19 protein-coding genes and 1 pseudogene are annotated in these 17,435 nt (G+C 43.7%); 17 read left to right on the top strand and 3 right to left on the bottom strand.

Going from position 1 to position 17,435, the window contains the following annotated elements:
* Positions 1 to 15 precede the first annotated feature (15 nt).
* From tsaB to FM019_RS17810, 11 genes are all read left to right on the top strand, one after another.
* A complete protein-coding gene (tsaB, locus tag FM019_RS17860; RefSeq protein WP_143837334.1) occupies positions 16 to 702 on the top strand; it encodes a tRNA (adenosine(37)-N6)-threonylcarbamoyltransferase complex dimerization subunit type 1 TsaB in 687 nt (228 codons plus the stop codon).
* A gap of 100 nt (positions 703 to 802) precedes the next feature.
* Positions 803 to 1,213: a hypothetical protein gene (locus FM019_RS17855; protein ID WP_143837333.1), complete on the top strand. Its 411-nt coding sequence runs from the start codon at positions 803 to 805 to the stop codon at positions 1,211 to 1,213.
* A gap of 118 nt (positions 1,214 to 1,331) precedes the next feature.
* Complete coding sequence (locus FM019_RS17850) at positions 1,332 to 1,652, top strand: hypothetical protein (RefSeq protein WP_143837332.1); 321 nt, start codon at positions 1,332 to 1,334, stop codon at positions 1,650 to 1,652.
* Between the two features lie 136 nt (positions 1,653 to 1,788).
* The gene (locus FM019_RS17845) at positions 1,789 to 2,451 is read left to right on the top strand and encodes a Slp family lipoprotein (protein ID WP_143837331.1); all 663 of its coding nucleotides are present in this window, start codon (positions 1,789 to 1,791) and stop codon (positions 2,449 to 2,451) included.
* 171 nt (positions 2,452 to 2,622) lie between these two features.
* A complete protein-coding gene (locus FM019_RS17840; RefSeq protein ID WP_143837330.1) occupies positions 2,623 to 3,477 on the top strand; it encodes an alpha/beta fold hydrolase in 855 nt (284 codons plus the stop codon).
* 139 nt (positions 3,478 to 3,616) lie between these two features.
* A complete protein-coding gene (gene fadD, locus FM019_RS17835) occupies positions 3,617 to 5,269 on the top strand; it encodes a long-chain-fatty-acid--CoA ligase FadD (protein ID WP_143837329.1) in 1,653 nt (550 codons plus the stop codon).
* Positions 5,270 to 5,350: 81 nt separating this feature from the next.
* Positions 5,351 to 6,496 carry a ribonuclease D gene (rnd, locus tag FM019_RS17830; RefSeq protein ID WP_143837328.1) on the top strand — a complete coding sequence of 382 codons (1,146 nt, stop codon included), beginning with the start codon at positions 5,351 to 5,353 and terminating at the stop codon, positions 6,494 to 6,496.
* 12 nt (positions 6,497 to 6,508) lie between these two features.
* The gene (locus FM019_RS17825; protein ID WP_143837327.1) at positions 6,509 to 6,787 is read left to right on the top strand and encodes a YcgL domain-containing protein; all 279 of its coding nucleotides are present in this window, start codon (positions 6,509 to 6,511) and stop codon (positions 6,785 to 6,787) included.
* Between the two features lie 21 nt (positions 6,788 to 6,808).
* A complete protein-coding gene (locus FM019_RS17820) occupies positions 6,809 to 7,786 on the top strand; it encodes a lytic transglycosylase domain-containing protein (RefSeq protein WP_143837326.1) in 978 nt (325 codons plus the stop codon).
* Complete coding sequence (locus FM019_RS17815) at positions 7,787 to 8,449, top strand: fumarylacetoacetate hydrolase family protein (RefSeq protein ID WP_143837325.1); 663 nt, start codon at positions 7,787 to 7,789, stop codon at positions 8,447 to 8,449.
* An 11-nt stretch (positions 8,450 to 8,460) separates the two neighbouring features.
* A complete protein-coding gene (locus FM019_RS17810; protein WP_143837324.1) occupies positions 8,461 to 8,946 on the top strand; it encodes a YcgN family cysteine cluster protein in 486 nt (161 codons plus the stop codon).
* Positions 8,947 to 9,182: 236 nt separating this feature from the next.
* Here FM019_RS17810 and FM019_RS17805 read toward each other — a convergent pair.
* Positions 9,183 to 10,058: pseudogene (locus FM019_RS17805) on the bottom strand (DNA topoisomerase IB); the annotation flags it as partial.
* 649 nt (positions 10,059 to 10,707) lie between these two features.
* Here FM019_RS17805 and FM019_RS17800 point away from each other — a divergent pair.
* The 4 genes from FM019_RS17800 to FM019_RS17785 all read left to right on the top strand — a co-directional run bounded on the left by FM019_RS17800 (position 10,708) and on the right by FM019_RS17785 (position 14,567).
* On the top strand, positions 10,708 to 12,348 hold the full coding sequence (locus tag FM019_RS17800) for a diacylglycerol kinase family protein (protein ID WP_143837322.1): 1,641 nt from the start codon (positions 10,708 to 10,710) through the stop codon (positions 12,346 to 12,348).
* Positions 12,349 to 12,364: 16 nt separating this feature from the next.
* The gene (gdhA, locus tag FM019_RS17795) at positions 12,365 to 13,714 is read left to right on the top strand and encodes an NADP-specific glutamate dehydrogenase (protein WP_143837321.1); all 1,350 of its coding nucleotides are present in this window, start codon (positions 12,365 to 12,367) and stop codon (positions 13,712 to 13,714) included.
* 191 nt (positions 13,715 to 13,905) lie between these two features.
* Complete coding sequence (locus FM019_RS17790; RefSeq protein ID WP_143837320.1) at positions 13,906 to 14,343, top strand: hemerythrin domain-containing protein; 438 nt, start codon at positions 13,906 to 13,908, stop codon at positions 14,341 to 14,343.
* Between the two features lie 2 nt (positions 14,344 to 14,345).
* Positions 14,346 to 14,567, top strand: coding sequence for a DUF2945 domain-containing protein (locus FM019_RS17785; RefSeq protein ID WP_143837319.1), 222 nt, complete (start codon positions 14,346 to 14,348; stop codon positions 14,565 to 14,567).
* Between the two features lie 252 nt (positions 14,568 to 14,819).
* Here FM019_RS17785 and FM019_RS17780 read toward each other — a convergent pair whose 3' ends face one another.
* Positions 14,820 to 15,266 (bottom strand): cupin domain-containing protein, encoded by a 447-nt coding sequence (locus FM019_RS17780; protein WP_143837318.1) that lies wholly within the window; start codon positions 15,264 to 15,266, stop codon positions 14,820 to 14,822.
* A 95-nt stretch (positions 15,267 to 15,361) separates the two neighbouring features.
* Here FM019_RS17780 and FM019_RS17775 point away from each other — a divergent pair, with 95 nt between their 5' ends.
* Positions 15,362 to 15,934 carry a TetR/AcrR family transcriptional regulator gene (locus FM019_RS17775; protein WP_143837317.1) on the top strand — a complete coding sequence of 191 codons (573 nt, stop codon included), beginning with the start codon at positions 15,362 to 15,364 and terminating at the stop codon, positions 15,932 to 15,934.
* Between the two features lie 259 nt (positions 15,935 to 16,193).
* Positions 16,194 to 16,817: a heme-binding protein gene (locus FM019_RS17770; protein ID WP_143837316.1), complete on the top strand. Its 624-nt coding sequence runs from the start codon at positions 16,194 to 16,196 to the stop codon at positions 16,815 to 16,817.
* Between the two features lie 82 nt (positions 16,818 to 16,899).
* Here FM019_RS17770 and dsbB read toward each other — a convergent pair whose 3' ends face one another.
* Positions 16,900 to 17,424 carry a disulfide bond formation protein DsbB gene (gene dsbB / locus FM019_RS17765; RefSeq protein WP_143837315.1) on the bottom strand — a complete coding sequence of 175 codons (525 nt, stop codon included), beginning with the start codon at positions 17,422 to 17,424 and terminating at the stop codon, positions 16,900 to 16,902.
* Positions 17,425 to 17,435 lie beyond the last annotated feature (11 nt).

Raw genomic sequence — 17,435 nt, 5'->3', positions numbered from 1 at the left:
GTAAAGTGAAGGTTAATGAAAATACTTGCCATTGATACCGCTACAGAGGCTTGCTCTGCAGCATTGCTTTTCGACAACAAGATTGAAAGCCAGTTTGAAATATGTCCACAGCAACATAGCCAAAAACTGCTGCCTATGGTGGACGCCATTCTCCAATCCTCCGAACTAAGTGTTAAACAGTTAGATTGTTTAGCCTTTGGTCGTGGACCAGGCAGTTTTACCGGCGTGCGCATTGCTACAGGCATCATTCAAGGGTTAGCGTTAGGTGCTGATTTGCCCGTAGTTGGCGTCTCAACCTTGGCTGCAATGGCACAACAAGCGATTGATTCACAAAATCGCTCAGAATTAACAATTGCGGTAGCAATTGATGCGCGAATGGAAGAAGTGTACTTTGCTCAATTCCGCAACAACAATGGGGTTGCCGAGCTAATTGGCGAAGAGCAAGTCTTGGCACCAAAAGATGCGGCGAAACAAGTTGCCTCGGACACAAAAATATTAGCGGGTACAGGTTGGCAGGCCTACCCACAACTCAGTGCTTGGATTGAAAAACTGGGTGAACCACAGATCTTGTATCCCGATGCAGTAAGTATGTTAAACATAGCAAGACAGGCCTTTAACGCCGGACAGGCGACAGATGTTGAGAACATTCAACCTGTTTATCTACGAGATAAGGTGACTTGGCAGAAATTACCCGGTCGGTAAATTCATGTTCAAAGGCCCTTACAGAAGGCTTAGTTGAGCGAAAGCGATTATACAGCTATAAACAGTTGAACAGTGTTTGCAGACTCAAAAGAGCACGGCCATGAATGATCTGGATATTGCTTACAAGTTAAACAGTGAAATTGTCACCTTTTGGCAGTTTTACGTGGCGGGCTTTTCAGCAGTGATCGGCTGGATTTTGTCTAGGGACAATCAGTGGTCTGAATCCAAGCGCTTGGCGGTCCTGATAGGAGTCTGTCTTTTTATTATTTTTAATGTGTCCGGACTCTACCGCACCACTTCAGCGATGCACGATATTGTTTCGGTCTTGATGCTTGCTTCTTACCAAATACCTACAGAAATTTCTCCAGAGGTATTTGCATCGATTATCGACCGGCTAGATACCGGTGATTGGCACCTGCACATTGGCGCACACGCTGTTGCTGATGCAATTTTATTGTATTTTATCTGGGTGGTAGCCGGCCGCAGACCCGACAAAAAATCTGACGGGTAAGAGATGTTTGCACGAATTTTGCAAAACTTCCGGGTTGACACAAAAGATTTTAATCTTATTAGTCGACATTGAGCCGATATAAAAAGAGCAACATGGTAAAGATATTTGGGGGAGTTAATTGGAGATTGAGTCGTCACTCGTTGCTGCGCAAAATCAGCTAACGATTGCACCAACTGCACCTGAGCCGCAAAGACAAGCGGAGGCAAGGGAGCAGCAAAATCAGCGTCGCAGCACTGAATTGCCGCGCCAACAGGTGGTGGTGCGCCAAAACAATCCCGAAGCATTTGCCCAGGCCGAGCGTTTTCGCCAAGAATCTCAAGCTACGGCTGAACAAACTAACCCTCGTGCACGTCAAGCCATTGACACTTACCAGTCGTTTGCCACTTTACAACAACGGGCAGAAATTCAATCATTGTTGGGCGTCGATACTTACGTTTAGTATTGCTTGTCAGTGATCATTAGCGGAACTAAATTTTTAATTTCACGGTCTAGATAAATACATTCAGCCTATATTCAGTTGTAACAATCTACTTTTATGGTAGGTTCAGCGCTACAAGCAGTTAAAAAGGATACCTATGTTCGCAAGATTAGTCTTAATCTCTATCACGCTGGTGATGACAGGTTGTGCCAATGTGCCAGAAAGTATTCAGGTTGCTGAGAATGTACCGCTATCTAATTATCAACAGGTCAGTGCTGATCCTGCAGGTAACCAAGAAAAAACGGTGCGTTGGGGCGGTGTTATTGCAAAAGTAGAGAATCTGCCGGAAGCAACCATGGTTGAAGTGGTTCATTACCCCCTCAGATCCTCCGGTAGGCCTTTAGTCTCAGATCAAAGTATGGGGCGTTTTCGCGTCTATGTTGATGGCTTTTTAGATCCTATGGTTATTGAGCAGGGGCGCTCTATTACATTTTTGGGAAGTGTCGTGGGGACCGAACCCGGCACGATTGGTGAGCATGAGTACGTTTTTCCTACGGTAAAGTCTCAGGGCTACCATCTCTGGAAAAACATCGAACGTGTTGAAGTCAGCACTATTCACTTTTGGCCATATCACTCATACTGGGGATGGGGGTTGCATCATGGCCCATTTCACCAGCGGGTGATAATACGTGGTAGTCATCGTCAAAGTGGTGCAAGTGGAACTTCCTCTGGATCGTCTTCACGCAGTAGCACTGGAAGTGGCGCTGGAGCACCTCGGTCTTCATCTGGAAATGATGGTGGCTCATTAAAAGAGTATTAATACCACTTCTTTATGTGGATTGGTATAACGCAATATCAGCAATTGAAATAGCCATACATCACGGCAGAAAATTTCCGGCTCCGGCAATAACATGGTTAAAATGCGGCAATACATTGCCGCATTTTTCGTTTTGTAACGCCAAAAAATGCACCAAGCACTAAGGATTTTTTAATGCACGACGTGCGTTTTTCGCTCTCTAACTTACACATTTCTGGACTCACTAACGGAAATCAGGGTAAACCTCTCATCATTGCGCTTCATGGTTGGCTTGATAACGCTGCAAGCTTTTTACCTTTAGCCAAATACTTAAAAGACTATCATTTGGTCGCAATCGATTTCATTGGTCATGGTTTGTCAAGCCATCGCAGTCCCGATGCACATTATCATCAAATAGACTTTGTGCACGATCTTCATGAGTTGGTTGTAACCCAAGGCTATGAGAATTTTATATTGTTAGGTCACTCTATGGGGGGCATTGTTGGATCTATGTATACCAGCAGTTTTCCTGAATTTGTTAGTCACTATATTACGATTGAATCTTTTGGCCCCTTAACCAAAACTGCACAAAGCAGCCCAACACAAATGCGTGAATCTATCGAAAGCCGTCTTAAGCTTGCAGCTCGGGAGGCTAAGCATCCAGAAAACTTTGACACCGTTGTAAAGGCTCGGGCCAAGGCTGGTGATTTGAGTATTGAAGCCGCTGAATTGTTGGTCAATCGCAATATCTACGAACAAGATGGAGCCTTACGTTTTCGTACCGATCGACGCTTGCGCACCATCTCCTCTTTACGAGTCACCGACGATCAGGCGCAGCACTTTATGCGCAATATTCAATGCCCCACATTGGCAATTATGGGAGACAAAGGGTATGAAATGATGCGCGACAAAGTGAAAGAAAGATTTAATTGGGTGGAAAACTTACAACATGTGACCTGTAAAGGAGGGCATCACCTTCACATGGACAATCCTCAGGAAATCGCTTTACACATTTTACAGTTTTTGCAAAGCGCACCTCAAATTGAGTGAATTTGAACTACAATAAATAACTTGATGGTTTTACTTTGGGTCGGCTTTGGTTAACATACTAATAACAACGGAGCATAGTCCTAAGCGATTGTTGGCAAAGGTATTTGCTTTAAAAAAATAAAAAGCCCTTGGAGGTAAAGTGGAAAAAATCTGGTTAGAACATTACGACCCTAGGGTACCCGCCGAAATAGACCCTGATCACTACTCTTCTATCGTAGACATCTTTGAACAATCCGTGAAAAAATATGCTGAGAATACGTCTTTTATTAACATGGGACATAGCATCAAGTTTGCGGAACTTGACCGTTTATCCACGCAATTCGCTGCATATTTGCAAGATGCCGGACTGCAAAAAGGCGACCCGGTTGCGATCATGATGCCCAACATCATTCAATATCCTGTTGCCATGTTTGGTATTCTTAGAGCTGGAATGTCGGTAGTGAATGTAAACCCCTTGTATACCACTCGCGAACTGAAGCATCAGCTAAATGATTCCAATGCTAAAGCTATCGTTATCATCGAAAACTTTGCATGTACTTTAGCTGAAGTCGTAAAAGACACACCTGTTAAGAAAGTACTGTTAACACAGATTGCCGATATGCTACCTGCACCCAAACGATGGTTGATGAATTTTGCCGTCAAACACATTAAAAAGATGGTGCCAGATTTCGATATTGCTAATGCTGAATCCTTTATCGGTGCGCTGAAACAAGGCGCTGGCCTCACCTACACCAGACCTGAAATCACGTCAGATGATATTGCATTCTTGCAATACACCGGTGGCACAACAGGGGTGTCCAAAGGCGCGATGCTGACTCATCGAAACATGGTTGCCAATTTAGAACAAGTTTCAACAATACTGGAAACGGTGATTGAACCGGGCAAAGAATTGGTTGTTACCGCTTTACCCCTTTATCATATATTTGCGTTGCAAGGTAATTGCCTAACCTTTGTGAAGTTTGGTTGCCCAAGTTTGCTGATTACCAACCCTCGCGATATGGCTGGGTTTGTTAAAGAAATGGCAAGTCATCCGTTTACTGTTTTAACCGGCGTGAATACGTTATTCAATGGCCTGTTAAACACGCCTGGTTTTTCAGAGCTTGATTTTACCAACTTCAAGTTTGCCCTAGGTGGTGGCATGGCAGTTCAGCGCCCCGTAGCCGAAAAATGGGAAAAAGTTACAGGTAAAGTATTGCTCGAAGGCTATGGTTTAACCGAATGTAGCCCTGTTGTAACGGTCAACCCTCCGCAGCTTGAAAGCTACAAAGGTTCCATCGGTATGCCGGTTTCCTCAACAGACATCAAATTGTGTGATGATGATGGTAATGAGGTAGAACCCGGTGAACCTGGAGAAATGTACGTGAAAGGTCCTCAGGTCATGAAAGGGTACCTTAATCGTCCTGAAGCCACAGACGAAATTATTCATGATGGTTGGTTGGCAACAGGTGACATAGCAACCGTTGACGAACAAGGTTATTTCTACATTGTTGATCGCAAGAAAGATATGATTTTGGTATCTGGATTCAACGTATTCCCTAACGAAGTGGAAGAGGTTGCAGCGATGCATGACGATGTGGTGGAAGTTGCAGCGATTGGGGTACCTAACGAAGCGTCAGGCGAAGCCGTGAAGTTATTTGCTGTCAGGAAATCTGAATCCTTGAGCGAAAAAGACCTGATTAACCATTGTCGCCAACACTTGACCGGGTACAAAGTACCAAAATTTGTTGAGTTTAGAGACGAGCTTCCCAAGACAAATGTTGGTAAGATACTGCGTAAAGAGTTACGTGGTTAAATCGAGCTGATAATTCGTCCGCTATTATATTTAAAAAACCGGCGTAAGTCGGTTTTTTTAATTCTTCGTATTTAGGGATTTATGCAATACACACTCATCACTTCTGATCAGGCGCTTGCGTCATTTTGCACTAAAGCTCAGAACGCAGCCGCAGTTGCCGTTGACACAGAATTTGTTCGCACACGCACACTATATCCAAAACTTGGGCTTATACAGTTATACGATGGTGAGGATCTAGTGCTTGTAGACCCACTATCCATCGAAAATTTTTCACCGCTTGTTGATTTGCTAACAAATCCTTCAGTGATAAAAGTATTACATTCATGCTCAGAAGATTTGGAAACATTTTGGCAGAGCCTAGCAGTCATCCCTGCGCCCATCTACGACACGCAATTTGCCGCCTGTTTATTGAACATGGGCGCGACATTAGGCTATGCAGCGTTGATTGACAAAATGCTAGAAATCAAGGTGGACAAAGGCGAATCAAGGACTGATTGGATCGCCAGACCTTTGACAAAGCAGCAGTTACATTATGCTGCAAACGATGTGTTGTATCTTCATCAAGTTTATTCAACGTTAAAAAAACAAACCGATGAATTGGATAGAACAGAGTGGATATTTCATGAAATGGCTCAGTTGGCCAAGAAAAAAACTATTGCTCCGCCAGCGGAACTCGCTTATCTGGGTTTTAAAAATAATTGGAAGCTGGAACCCAAAGCCCTTTACGTTCTTAAATTATTGGCAAAGTGGCGATTAGAGCAAGCACGCGCCCGTGACCTGGCACTAAATTTTGTTGTGAGAGAATCTAACCTAGTTGAAATCGCCAGACTACAACCTACACACAAAGGTGCATTGTTTGCTATTGACGGCATGTCACCTCAGGAGGCGCGTATCCATGGTGAAGCCTTGTTGAGTATTGTTGAAGAAGCACAGCATGCGCCAGAAGAAGTCTATCCACAGCCCATTGATCGCTTGATGGAACAAAAAGGTTTTAAAAAGGTCGCCGCAGAAATCCGAGCCTACTGCCAACAAAAAGCTGCAGAATTGGCGATACCAGTAGAAGTGTTGGGGTCGAAGAAACAAATTCAGCAGCTTTTAAAATGGCACTGGAAGCTTCAAGACGAGCTCAGTGCGATGGGTTTAATGCCAGATCTCATAATTGGCTGGCGAGCAACGGTGCTACAAGACGGGGTCGAGCAAATTTTGTCTCGTTATCCAGGGAATTAGAGGAACTAAACGATGCTAGTTTACGTCTATAAAAGTCCAAAGAAACTCGATACCTATTTGTATGTAAAAGGTAAAGGTGATTTTTCCCCCGTACCTAAAGCATTACTGGACACCTTCGGCGTTCCTAAGTTTGTCATGACGCTACCTTTGACAAAACGAGAGAAGTTAGGTGTTGTTGACAAGCAAAAACTGATCGATGAACTTGAACTAAAAGGGTTTTATTTGCAGCTTCCACCACCGCCTGAAGATCTGTTAAAACAACATCGTCAGCAAAATCAAAACAACAATTGAGAGTTATTTACATTGAGAACAATGGTTAAATTAGTAAGCATATTTTTTGGATGTGTCTTTGCGCTACAAATCGCAGCACAAGACGCTAAACCGAGTTTTGAAGCCTATGTTGAATCACTCAAGCATGAAGCGAAAGCCCTAGAGTTTAGTGATGCATTCCTACAGCAGGCGTTTACCGATGTAACGTTTTATAAACGTGCGATTAAAGCCGATAAAAATCAGCCGGAATTTAAAATTACCCTGGATAAATACTTGAAAACTCGCGTTCCTGACTGGAAAGTGAAGCAGGCCGTAGAGCTATATAACACTCATCAGCCTTTACTGGAGGAAATCGGTAAAACCTACGGAGTTCAGCCACGCTTTATTGTTGCCTTGTGGGGTAACGAGAGCAACTTTGGAAAAATTCAAGGGAACTATTCGATTGTTTCAGCCCTTTCAACCTTGGCTTATGAAGGGCGCCGTGAAGCGTTTTTTAAGAAACAGCTGTTTGCAGCGTTACAAATTTTAAATGAAGGGCATATCTCACAAGATAAGTTTGTTGGCTCATGGGCGGGTGCCATGGGTCAAAGCCAATTTATGCCTACGTCATTCTTAACCTACGCCGAGGATTATGACAAAGACGGTAAAAAAGACATATGGTCAAACCCAGCCGACGTATTTGCCTCAATAGCGAACTATTTAGCGCGTGAAGGGTGGAACGATCAAATTACCTGGGGGCGGCAAGTTCGATTGCCAGAGAATTTTGACCTATCGCTAGCAGGATTAAATAAAAGTAAAATGCAGTCATTAGCTGCTTGGCAAACATTAGGGGTTCGCCGTTTTGATGGCTCAGACTTACCTAACGTCGATTTGCAGGCGTCGCTCATTATGCCCGACGATGAACATGGTCGAATCTATCTGGTTTATTCCAATTTCCACACACTGATGCGTTGGAATCGCTCAACCTATTTCGGTAGCGCCGTGAGCTATTTGGCCGACCGGATAAAAAAAGGTGCTTAGATGAATTACCAGCATCATGATATAGGTGGGTGTCCTATTGACCTTCCTGTTGGAAAAGTCGTGTGCGTTGGGCGTAACTATGCCGACCATATTGAAGAGTTGAATAACGAAACCCCACAACAGCCTTTGTTATTTATGAAGCCATCAGATGCATTATGTGATGTGTCTCAGCCGATTGAGATCCCTGTTGGCCTTGGGACTTGCCACAATGAACTGGAAATAGCAGTACTTATCGCTCAGACCCTAAAAAATGCGGACGTAGAAAGTTGCGAAGCCGCCGTTTGGGGAGTGGGGCTTGGCTTAGATTTGACGCTGAGAGACCTACAAAGTCAGTTAAAAGCTAAAGGTTTACCTTGGGAGCGCGCCAAATCGTTTGATCAATCATGCCCTGTCAGCCGATTTGTACCAAGCTCGTCAATCGAATCAATTAGCAATTTGTCATTCTCGTTAACTGTTAATTCAGAGGTCCGTCAGGTTGGTGACTGTACATTGATGTTGTGGAGCATTCCAGAATTGTTAAGTGCCATCTCATATGTTTTTACTCTGCGCCCAGGGGATGTTGTCCTTACTGGCACACCCAAAGGGGTAGGGCCTCTAAAGTCAAACGATCAGTTGTCATTGGATTTAGATAATCACTTTAAAACAACCACAAGCGTAGTGTAAGGCATATAAGCATGGCTACAGATGATAAATTCTGGGAAAGTAAAACGTTGGAGCAAATGACTCGCAAGGAATGGGAGTCAGTGTGCGACGGTTGTGCAAAATGCTGTTTACATAAGTTCATCGATGAAGACGCGGATGAAAACGACAACCCAGGATTTGAGGAATTACACTACACCAACATTGTCTGCAATTTGCTTAATACAAAAACCTGCTCATGCACTCAATATGCAAAACGCAGTGAACTTGTGCCGGACTGTGTCACGTTAACTAAAGCTAATCTGGACAATATCGATTATATGCCCCCCAGTTGCAGTTACCGGCGACTGCGAGAGGGAAGAGGGCTGCCCTCATGGCATCCTTTGCTCAACAAAGGTAAAAAGTCCAGCATGCATAAAGTCGGTATGTCAGTAAGAGGTAAAACGGTATTTGATAAAGACGTCGATTTGGAACAATTTGAGGACTATATTGCGTTATGGCCGTTGCAGGATCTGGATTGATAGTCAGGTATAACAGCCTCTTTAACACTAGTGAATGGGTTAGCCATCACACAGCTTAAACCTAACAGCGTTAGCTCTTTGCAGTAGGCGATATATGATCAAGAAAGAGGTGAGTTACCTTGAATCATTGTTTGTGCGAGCTGCTCACATTCCGACAGCTCACTAGTATTCGAAATTGCATGAGGACAGGGGCCAACCGATTGTCCTTTTTTGTGCATGGCAATCAAATACTCTAAAACCTTTGGATGAATATAATATTTCTCACAAATTGCTGGTGTGTTTCCCAGTGCGCCAGCCACTTTTTTGACTAATGTAGACTTAAATCGTTTTCGCGGATATTGGCTGACGATGTATTCACACTCTGCAGCATACTCAACCGCGAGTCGAGTGCCTGCCCAGGTTCGAAAATCCTTACTCGTAAAGTCTGCACCAGAAATAGAGCGAATGTACTGATTCACTTCGTCACTGGTTAGGTCATACCATTTACCTGACTCTTTGTAGCGTAAAAGTGAGTAGCCAGGTTTTTCCGCACTACTTTCAATTAAACTAACAAGCTGCGTGTCTTCAATGGTTACTCGACGACGTTGACCGTGCTTACCTTTAAAATCAAGTTCAATGAAATCGTCACTGGAGTTAAGATGTTTTCGACGTAATGTCGTCAGACCAAAAGTTTCGTTTTGCTGGCTATACTGCTTGTTACCTATTCTTATCCCGGTTTCATCTAAAATTCTTGTTGCCAATGCGGCGACTTTTTCTATATTCCAGGTTGGTTGTTCTGAGTTTTTCAAGATAAGCCCGCGCATGTGAGGCAATGCTTGTGAGAAGTCGAGTAACTTTGCAAACTTTTGTGCTTGCTGTTGTGCCACCCAATCAGGATGATAGATATATTGCTTTCTTTTTTTAACGTCGTAACCAATTGCCTGTATCCGGTATTGTTGGTCAGTGCTGATACCTACGTCTTGCCACATTGGCGGAATAGCTAAATTCTTTACGTAACGCAGAAACCCCCTAGAGCGAATTTTAAGACGATTTTTATCGAAGTACTCAAATCCGCGACCTCGGGGCTTACGAGTTATCGAGCAAATCTCTTCGATGTCTACATTTTCAGCCATGTTGTCACACTCCCTGCTCTTTGCTGCGATGACCTTGAGTAAAATCTACATAAGATGGATAAAAATTTCAAAAGTCGCTCATCATTAATGCATACCAATTCACTACATACGTTTTTTCTTACGATTTGTATCAAGTAAATGCTTCTGTTTTAAGAGCGATAAGTGACTGAGAGCGAATTTATCAGCAAGTTTAATTGGAGCAGGTCATTTAACGCTAAGAGGTAAACAAAATTACGATGCCAAACACACGAACAGTTGCCTCGGGAAAAGATAGGCAATACATTTGTCGATTAGTTGGCAGTGTGTGTCATAAAAAATTGATTTAGATAAATAAATAACTACAAATCAATAATTTAAGTGGCGATTCTGGCATTTGTGAGAGCGATTGGTTTGATCGAATAAGAGAAGCACTTAGGCATTCCCGAGATGTGCTCAAATTCCTCGATTTGAAAACCAACCCCCTTCGCAATTCATTTTTTAGTTTGATCAGAAAGTATCAATATTACGTTCTAACTTTTTATTTTGAAGAAGTTTGAATAATTAGCGCACCTTTAAAATACTTGGGTTACGTCGTCCAGATTTCCCAAAGTTCATGGTGGCACAGGGTTCGCATCTTCAACACGAATTTATCTAATAGGAATCAACAGCAATGAAGATGATAAAGTATTATTTGGCAATCAGTATTATATTTGCCTTATTGGCAGCTTACTCAAATAATATGCTGCTAACCATCGTTTTTGGATGGATTGCTCTGTCAGTATTTGCTGTAACCTTTGCTTACCTGGTTAACAAGCCCCACATATTCAGGAAACGAGCCGATGGCAGTATTCCTTCCTCAGTGAGATGGTTTTTTATTCCTTTTTTACTTGGCGCATCCTTATACAATTCGTTTGCTAGAAGAACTGACAAAGTACCTGCGGTTCAAAAAATTACCGATGAGATTTTTCTCGCCTGCCGTTTATTTCCGTCTGATATTGACCTACTCAAAAGTTACGGCGTAACGGCAATTTTGGATGTCACAGCAGAGTTTGATGGGATGGATTGGAGCTCGCAGGATGCGGGTTTGCATTACTTGAATATTCCTGTACTTGATCATACCAGTCCGACAACAGAACAGCTTAGACAAGCGATATTTTGGATCGACCAACAAGTTGAGAACGACGGTAAAGTTGTCATTCATTGCGCACTGGGTCGGGGTCGGTCGGTGCTAGTGACGGCCGCCTATTTGTTGTCTCGCGACGACACATTATCTGTGGTCGATGCAATGAATCAAATTCAATCGATTCGGGCGACAGCGAGGTTAAACAAGCGTCAACTAGCAGCGTTGCGTGAAGTAAAAAACGCAGGTCGTTTACGCATGAATAATCAACTTGCTCTGATAGTGAACCCAGTCGCTGGAGGAGGAAAGTGGGCAAAAGAAAAAACTTATGTATTAGAGCGTCTAGAAACCCACTTCGACATTACGATATATGAAACGACAGAATCGATTACCGCTAATAGCCTCGCAGAAAAAGCCGTTTCGGAGGGACACGATCTCCTGATTGCTTGCGGGGGTGACGGCACACTCACCGAAGTTGCCGATGTCCTGTGTGGGTCCCAATGCAAAATGGGGATTATTCCGATGGGGACAGCCAATGCGTTGAGCATGGTTGTGTTCGGCACTGGCAGTAAATTTGCACCCATTAGTACGGCATGCGACGTTATTCTGTCTGGAGTTTGTCAGCAGATTGATACAGCGGTATGCAACGACAAGCGCATGTTGCTTGTTTGTGCTGTGGGTATTGAAGCTGACATGATAATACGCTCAGACAGAGGTGCTAAGGACGAGAAAGGGCAGTTGGCCTATCTACAACATTTTTTTGATGCGACTGTACAGGCAATGCCACAATCCTTCGAAGTTTGTATCGATGATGCCTCTGCATTTACTGTGAACACCCAAAGTTTCGTCGTCGCCAATGCTGCTCCGCCATCAACTGTTTTAGCACAAGGTGCCGGAAATCCTGATATATGCGATGGTCTTTTGGATTTAACCTGGTTTAAAGAAGAAGCCTCTGACAACAATTCATTTTCTGCCGTCGCAGGGCTGACGGTCAGTGGTCTACTGGATGGACAGCATAGCGATCTGGTTGAAGTTCAACGCTGCCAAAAAGTGCAAATAAAATCAGCTAAAACCTTCGATTATGTTATTGACGGTGAGCCTTTCAAATCAGACGAATTAAACATTCGTTGCGACGCAGGCTCACTTAATTTGCTCTGTGCCGAAAAAGTTAGTGACAATTTCAATAGTTAACGAATAAGGGATAACGATGACGTATCAGTCGAACTATGATGTATTTATAGATTGGCTCAGGGCCAACAACCAAGGCCAAGATGAATTTATCCAAGCCGCAGAGGATGTCGCTAAAGACGTAATCCCGATCATTAACGCAAATGAAGCGTATAAGCGCCACCAGGTACTTTATCGGTTGGCTGAACCCGACAGAATAATTTCTTTTAAAGTGGTTTGGGAAACCGACAGTGGAGAATTGAGAATCAATCGCGGGTGGCGTGTCCAGCAATCTAATGTTTTGGGGCCTTATAAAGGCGGACTTCGTTTTCATCCTAGTGTAAACGAGTCGATTTTGAAGTTTCTAGCGTTTGAACAGTGTTTCAAAAACGCACTAACAGGTCTCTCATTAGGCGGAGGAAAAGGTGGTAGTGACTTTAATCCAAAAGGTCGCTCGGACAGGGAAATCATGCGGTTTTGCCAATCATTCATGCTGGAACTTAATCGACATGTTGGGCCCAAAACCGATGTTCCAGCAGGGGATATAAATGTTGGTCAACGAGAAATAGGCTATCTCTACGGTCAATATAGGCGGCTTGCCAATGAGTTTGGTGGCAGCATAACGGGTAAGCAAATTGAGTTTGGAGGTAGTCACGTCAGGGAGGAGGCTACTGGCTTTGGTGTTGTGTATTTTACCGAAAATGTGTTGGCGACTTCAGGCGATGATTTAGCGGGCAAGCGGGTAAATGTGTCAGGTGCAGGCAATGTAGCAACTTATGCTGCCCTCAAAGCCGCTGAACTGGACGCGTGCGTCACGACGCTATCGAATAGCAAAGGAACCCTGCATGTCAAAGATGGACTATCCGTTGGCCAAATAAAGCAGCTTATTGAAGATGACGTTAACCCAAATCCACTGCAAAGCATTGCGGGGGATCTTAATGGTGATTGGCTGGTTGACACAAAACCATGGTCAATACCCAGCGATATCGTACTGCCTTGTGCCACTCAGAATGAAGTGGACGAAAGTGACATTGCGTCGATTGTAGAGGGTGGCGCGCAATACTTAATTGAGGGCGCAAATATGCCGCTCACAGCCAAAGCAACTGAATTGGTAAAAGCGTCTAACGTGACGTACGTTCCTGGCAAAGCGTCCAACGCTGGCGGCGTGGCGATGTCAGGGTTTGAAATGGGGCAGAACGCACAATTTGAGCAACTATCTTTTGACAAGCTTGACGAGAAATTAAAAGGCGTTATGCAGCACATACATGAGGTGTGTGTTAACGATGGACGGCCGCAAAGTAATGAGAGTGACAAAATAGATTATGCTCGTGGAGCAAATGTCGCTGCATTTAGGCAATTAGCGGATGCGATCGTCGCACAGGGATATTGAAAGGTCCAAATTTGCCAAACTATCGTACTAGCGCACAGATATTGAACTTTGCAATCGCGCTTAAAAGTCAATTCAATAGATTGGCTGTAAAAAAGAAAGATTGTGAAATTAACAATAAGCGCTGCTTAGCAGCGTAAGAAATCGCACAAATGTACATCAAAACAATTTATTCATTAATCAGGAGCAATACAATGCAAATTTTTGAAGCTATTCGCCAGGATCATGAGCGCCAGCGCCTGCTGTTGAAGGTGTTATGTGAAACAAGTGGTGCGTCTGAAGCTCGCGAAGATTATTACAAGAGTCTCAAGAAAGAACTCGGCCAGCATGCAATTGCAGAGGAGCGTTATTTTTACTCGCCCTTGATGGAAAGCGACAACACTATCGAAGATTCACGACATGGGATCGCTGAGCACCATCAAATAGACAAGCTGATAGCGAAATTGGACGAAACTAGTATGAGTAGTCCAGTTTGGCTTAAAACATTGAAAGCGTTACAAGAAAAAGTGGAACATCATCTAGCAGAAGAAGAGCGAGAGTTTTTCCAAAAAGCCGGTAAAGTATTTAGCGAGTCTGAAAAAGAAAAATTAGCGAATGAATACAAGGCTGAGATGGAGCCAATCAGAGAATAACCATGAAAGATTTTGCAACCAATACAGAAGTTCAGTGGCAATGGGGCAATGGCTCCGCCACCGGATACGTTCGTGAAAAATTTACCGAGTCAGTAACTAAAACCATTGACGGAACCGACGTTACACGAAATGCAGACGGCAGTAATCCAGCTTATTTAATTGAGCAATCTGACGGTCAACGGGTACTTAAATCAGCTAGCGAGCTTAAAAAAGTAAATGACTAGAAAACAGAAGTAGCTCTTTTTAAAGACAAACGCGCTAGCGCTTTAAGGGGAGCTGCTACTTTTTTCCCTATCTGTCAAACGTGCGATGGATACTGTCTAGGCCAGTGCATGGCACTCGTCTTGCTGAAACATAGGGCTAGCATGATTAGATAAATGTGGTCACCTAACCGGAACGTTCAAATCTCATTATTCCTTTATCTGCAAGCTCGCGCTTATAACAGCGATAGGCAAATGAACTCTTCACACAGGAGTCTAATTCTCTGTAAAGGTCACATTGTGGCGCTGACCGATATCCGGCATCTTGCGCAAGTCTTCGGGGAAATTCGTTACGTTATCGTTAATCTCCTCAAAAAATCGATGAGAATGGCCTGGAGATTCGAAAGCAATCATCAGTCCTTCTTCGTCCGACAGGCCTTTGAAGGCATGGGGTATGTCAGCGGGAGCCAAGATGTAATCTCCTTCACCCAAAACATGTTTGGTATCACCGACTAAAAACTCTACCTGACCTTTTAAGACATAGAATGCCTCGTCCCAGGGATGTTGATGAGGTGGCGCTCCTAGCCCTTTAGGAACCGTGTTTAGCATGCTCGAGTAGCGACCTTGAGTATCATCACTAGTGCATAGGAACTTCAGTTGCATCCCCAAGACGTTGAGCCATTTGCCTTCGTCTGCATGTTTGATTATTGGTTGGGTTGCCATGGGCCACATCCTTTTATTTTAACTATTGTATGGATAAAAAATAGATGGTGACTTATGATAAGTCAATATGACACAGTGTATGACATTATTATTTCATGAGTTCACTCTTAGAAAAAAAAGCCGCCTTTACCGTCAACCTTTTGCTAGATGCCGCCTGTGAACTTACTCAAACGCTGGGTATTGATGAGTTAAGCTTTAAGAAAGTCTCTGACCATGCCAACATCTCACAGCGAACCATGTTTCGTTACTTCAAAACCCGGGATTCGTTTCTAGACGCACTGACCAAACGGCTTTACAGCGAACTCAATTTACCTGACATTCCATACCAAATCGAAGAATTGTCGAACTACATTGCCAACCTTTACGAGAAGCTCGATGCACAGCCGCGAACCGTTATGGTATTACTCAGCGCGGATTTACTTCCCAGGGTACTGAGTACCACCGCCAAACAGCGTTATGTCGCCTTAAAGGAACTACTCAGTCGAACCTACCCGAACGCTTCAGAGCACGATATAAAGAAAACTGCCGCTAACCTGCGGTATGTCATGAGTGCCAGCAGTTGGCGCTACTACCGTATGTACTTTGATTTTGACAGTGAAATGGCTACTGAGTGTGCCCAGTTACTGGTTGGTCAGTCAATTCGATATCTAGAGGAAACACCTCGTTAAGGAACAGATACTTTGGTTAAGGAAACGGCGTCTATGTTCGGTTGAATATTCAACCACTGCAATTCGCTGATTGCCGATAGTGAGCGGCAATTTCATTCCTTCCAAGGACCCAATATTTTATAAATGCTAAAAAACCGAACCACCCATTCTACCTGTGTACGATAAGTTTGTATTTGTACAAACAAAATTGCGCAATAAACTGATACGTTTTCGCACTGAAGACGTAATATTCAATATGTGTTTTTTGCGTAAGCCTATTATGAAATTTGGAATTTTTATATTTTTTGCTGTACTTCTCAGTGGCTGTTCAGTATTTGGTGATAATGGAGTAGAGTCAGCACCGTACGACCTGATCCGTGCGGATGAAGCTGTCGGTATCGAAATTCGCAACTACCAATCAATGATATTGGTGACCGCGAGCATGGATGATGGTAATGAAAATCCGGCTTTTCGCAAGCTGTTTAATTACATAACCGGCGATAATCAAGGTGCTACGGAGATATCCATGACTGCACCAGTATTCATGGATAGTGAGCAGACAGAAGGAACCGAGATTGCTATGACGGCCCCCGTGTTTATGGCTGAAAATACCGATGAACCTTCAATGTCATTTGTGATGCCTAAGCATTTTACTTTGGAAACAACACCAAAGCCTAATGATCCTACTATCACTGTGAGTAAAGTGACGGATTACAAAGTTGCTGCTATCAAGTTTAGCGGGACTTTAGGTGATAACAACGTCAATGAGCACACAGAAATTCTGCGTGAATGGATGTTAAAAAATAATGTTGAGGCGGTTGGTGCACCTGTTAAAGCCGGCTACAACGGTCCACTTACCATCCCTTTTTTTCGTCACAACGAAGTCTTAATCCCTATCCAATAGGACTAATGTGCCAACAAAGCATATCTTGCGTGGCAAGGTAACTGATGCTGCCTCGGGGAGGTGGTAATTTTATTTGGCACGTCTAAAAAGCCCTGCGCGTAAACAAGCGGCTAAATAAAACCAGTGCAAACACAGCGCTGTATGCAGCAAAAATCACGATCATCCATTGGGGCATGCTCATGCCTAAAAACTGCCAGTCGATATTTCCACAATCTCCTGTTGCAGCAAAAATATTGGGCAACCAATGATGTAGCGGCATAAATGAGGGAAAATTGGGGACAATCTCACAGGAGACAAAAAATGGATTAGTTTCCATTTGCAGTCCAACATGCTCAATGGCGATGAATAGTCCCCAAATTGCTGATATACCCCACACTAAAAAGCCAATAAGACGTGTGATAACGTTATTGATGAGTAGAGGAAATAATCCAGCGAACAACACGCCAAACACTGCCGTACGCTGGTAGATGCACATGATGCATGGCTCCAGCCCCATCCCATATTGAAAATACAAGGCCACTGCTTCTAGCACTGCGGCAGAGCCTAATAGTGTGCCCCAGGCCCATTTTTGTTCAGCCCAATTTCCCATTGTTTGAAACCAACTCATTACGTCATAGC

Source organism: Aliiglaciecola sp. M165 (assembly GCF_007197995.1).
Classification (GTDB): domain Bacteria; phylum Pseudomonadota; class Gammaproteobacteria; order Enterobacterales; family Alteromonadaceae; genus Aliiglaciecola.
The sequence above is the reverse complement of the archived record's forward strand: the minus strand, read 5'-3'. Positions and strand labels throughout refer to the sequence as shown.

Bases quoted from the DNA above. Each gene is read 5' to 3' on its own strand.
- gdhA (WP_143837321.1), top strand. From the start codon at position 12,365: ATGACGTATCAGTCGAACTATGATGTATTTATAGATTGGCTCAGGGCC.
- FM019_RS17800 (WP_143837322.1), top strand. From the start codon at position 10,708: ATGAAGATGATAAAGTATTATTTGGCAATCAGTATTATATTTGCCTTA.
- tsaB (WP_143837334.1), top strand. From the start codon at position 16: ATGAAAATACTTGCCATTGATACCGCTACAGAGGCTTGCTCTGCAGCA.
- FM019_RS17770 (WP_143837316.1), top strand. From the start codon at position 16,194: ATGAAATTTGGAATTTTTATATTTTTTGCTGTACTTCTCAGTGGCTGT.
- FM019_RS17820 (WP_143837326.1), top strand. From the start codon at position 6,809: ATGGTTAAATTAGTAAGCATATTTTTTGGATGTGTCTTTGCGCTACAA.
- rnd (WP_143837328.1), top strand. From the start codon at position 5,351: ATGCAATACACACTCATCACTTCTGATCAGGCGCTTGCGTCATTTTGC.
- FM019_RS17775 (WP_143837317.1), top strand. From the start codon at position 15,362: ATGAGTTCACTCTTAGAAAAAAAAGCCGCCTTTACCGTCAACCTTTTG.
- FM019_RS17815 (WP_143837325.1), top strand. From the start codon at position 7,787: ATGAATTACCAGCATCATGATATAGGTGGGTGTCCTATTGACCTTCCT.
- FM019_RS17840 (WP_143837330.1), top strand. From the start codon at position 2,623: ATGCACGACGTGCGTTTTTCGCTCTCTAACTTACACATTTCTGGACTC.
- FM019_RS17825 (WP_143837327.1), top strand. From the start codon at position 6,509: ATGCTAGTTTACGTCTATAAAAGTCCAAAGAAACTCGATACCTATTTG.
- FM019_RS17790 (WP_143837320.1), top strand. From the start codon at position 13,906: ATGCAAATTTTTGAAGCTATTCGCCAGGATCATGAGCGCCAGCGCCTG.
- FM019_RS17845 (WP_143837331.1), top strand. From the start codon at position 1,789: ATGTTCGCAAGATTAGTCTTAATCTCTATCACGCTGGTGATGACAGGT.
- FM019_RS17810 (WP_143837324.1), top strand. From the start codon at position 8,461: ATGGCTACAGATGATAAATTCTGGGAAAGTAAAACGTTGGAGCAAATG.
- FM019_RS17785 (WP_143837319.1), top strand. From the start codon at position 14,346: ATGAAAGATTTTGCAACCAATACAGAAGTTCAGTGGCAATGGGGCAAT.
- FM019_RS17855 (WP_143837333.1), top strand. From the start codon at position 803: ATGAATGATCTGGATATTGCTTACAAGTTAAACAGTGAAATTGTCACC.
- dsbB (WP_143837315.1), bottom strand. From the start codon at position 17,424: ATGAGTTGGTTTCAAACAATGGGAAATTGGGCTGAACAAAAATGGGCC.
- FM019_RS17780 (WP_143837318.1), bottom strand. From the start codon at position 15,266: ATGGCAACCCAACCAATAATCAAACATGCAGACGAAGGCAAATGGCTC.